A 1,207-nucleotide genomic window follows, 5' to 3' on the forward strand; every position below is an offset into this window, starting at 1 on the left:
GCGCGCCAGTGCAGCCGGGCTCCCGCGCGTACGGCGTCGCCGAGCAGTTTGTGGCAGGCGGCGGACGGGACGCCCTCCGTGCACACGAGAGCGGCGCCAGTGTCCTGGAGTTCGCCGACGGCGGCACGCAGTACGGCCGGGTTCTCGCAGACGAAGATGGTGCGGGCGGCGGGGACGACGGGGTCGGCGGCGAGCTGGTGGAGGGTGAGCCGGAAGGGGATGCCGAACGCAGCGGCGTCGTGCAGCCAGTCGCAGACCACCGTGTCGCCCTCGGCTCCGATGTTGAGGACGAGCACCTGGCTGGCGAGGTCGTCGGCGATGGCGCCGGCGCTCTCCCACAGGGCTCGCCGCCCGGCCCGCTCGCGCGGTACGACGCCACCGTCGCCGGCGCGCTGGGCCAGGGCACGCAGGACGAGCTGTTCGAGCGGGGCGCCGGGAACGAGGGCCTTGGTGTCGCCGGTGGCCCACTCGGCGAGGACCGGAAGCGGCAGGACACCGGGGAACCGGTTCGGGGAACCCACAAAGCGGTCCCTGTCACCGGTCAGCCTTTCCAGGACGCGTACCGCCGCGTCGAGGAGGGGCGTGTCCCCCCGGCGTACGAGACGGGTGAGGGTGCCGTCGGCGGCGATCCGGTCCAGCCAGGCGGCGAACCATCCCTGCCCCGCGAGCCGGCTGGAGTGGGCCGACGCAAGGGCCTGCTCCCGGCGGGCCTGTTCGTCGGCCCGTTCGGCCGGCCGGTCGCGCAGCGGGCCGTGCAGCCGGCCGAGGATCTGGAGGAGACCGGTGCCGTAGCGGTCGTACAGATACCCGTCCAGGTCACGCAGAGGTACGGCGAGCCGCCCCACGGTCTCGGGCCGGTAGCGGCCGGTGATGCCGATGACGGTGCGGCGTTCGGCGTCGCTGGGCGCCGTGAGCCCGATGTCGCCGTCGAGCGCGCCGCCGGTGCGCTCCAGTCTGCGGCGGGCGGCGGTGAGCAGCCGGGTCCATCCCTCGCCCCGCAACTCGTCGTACCCCTGGCTTTCACTCCGCTCGGTCGACAACCGCGGCCTCCTCGGGCGTCGGGGCACGTCGGGTGCCGGGCGAGCCGAGGGCGGCGGTGAGGTCGCCGGTGTCGTCGGCGAGGAGCCGGGCGCCGTCCCAGACGAGCAGCAGCGCGGAGACGGTGTGGTCGACGGCGGTGTGCGCGAGGTCGTAGTGGGCGGCGGCG

Annotated in this window: 2 protein-coding genes; both read right to left on the reverse strand. The window is 74.9% G+C overall.

The window, feature by feature from the left end; genetic code table 11:
• On the reverse strand, positions 1–1,040 hold a 1,040-nt coding region (locus AC5P09_RS51875), incomplete at its 3' end, for a TIGR02679 domain-containing protein (protein ID WP_493880619.1).
• Positions 1,021–1,207, reverse strand: a 187-nt coding sequence (locus tag AC5P09_RS51880) for a hypothetical protein (protein ID WP_493880620.1), incomplete at its 5' end; no start/stop codon positions are given. The genes AC5P09_RS51875 and AC5P09_RS51880, both read right to left, overlap by 20 nt.

It is taken from the genome of Streptomyces sp. a15 (genome assembly GCF_059026085.1).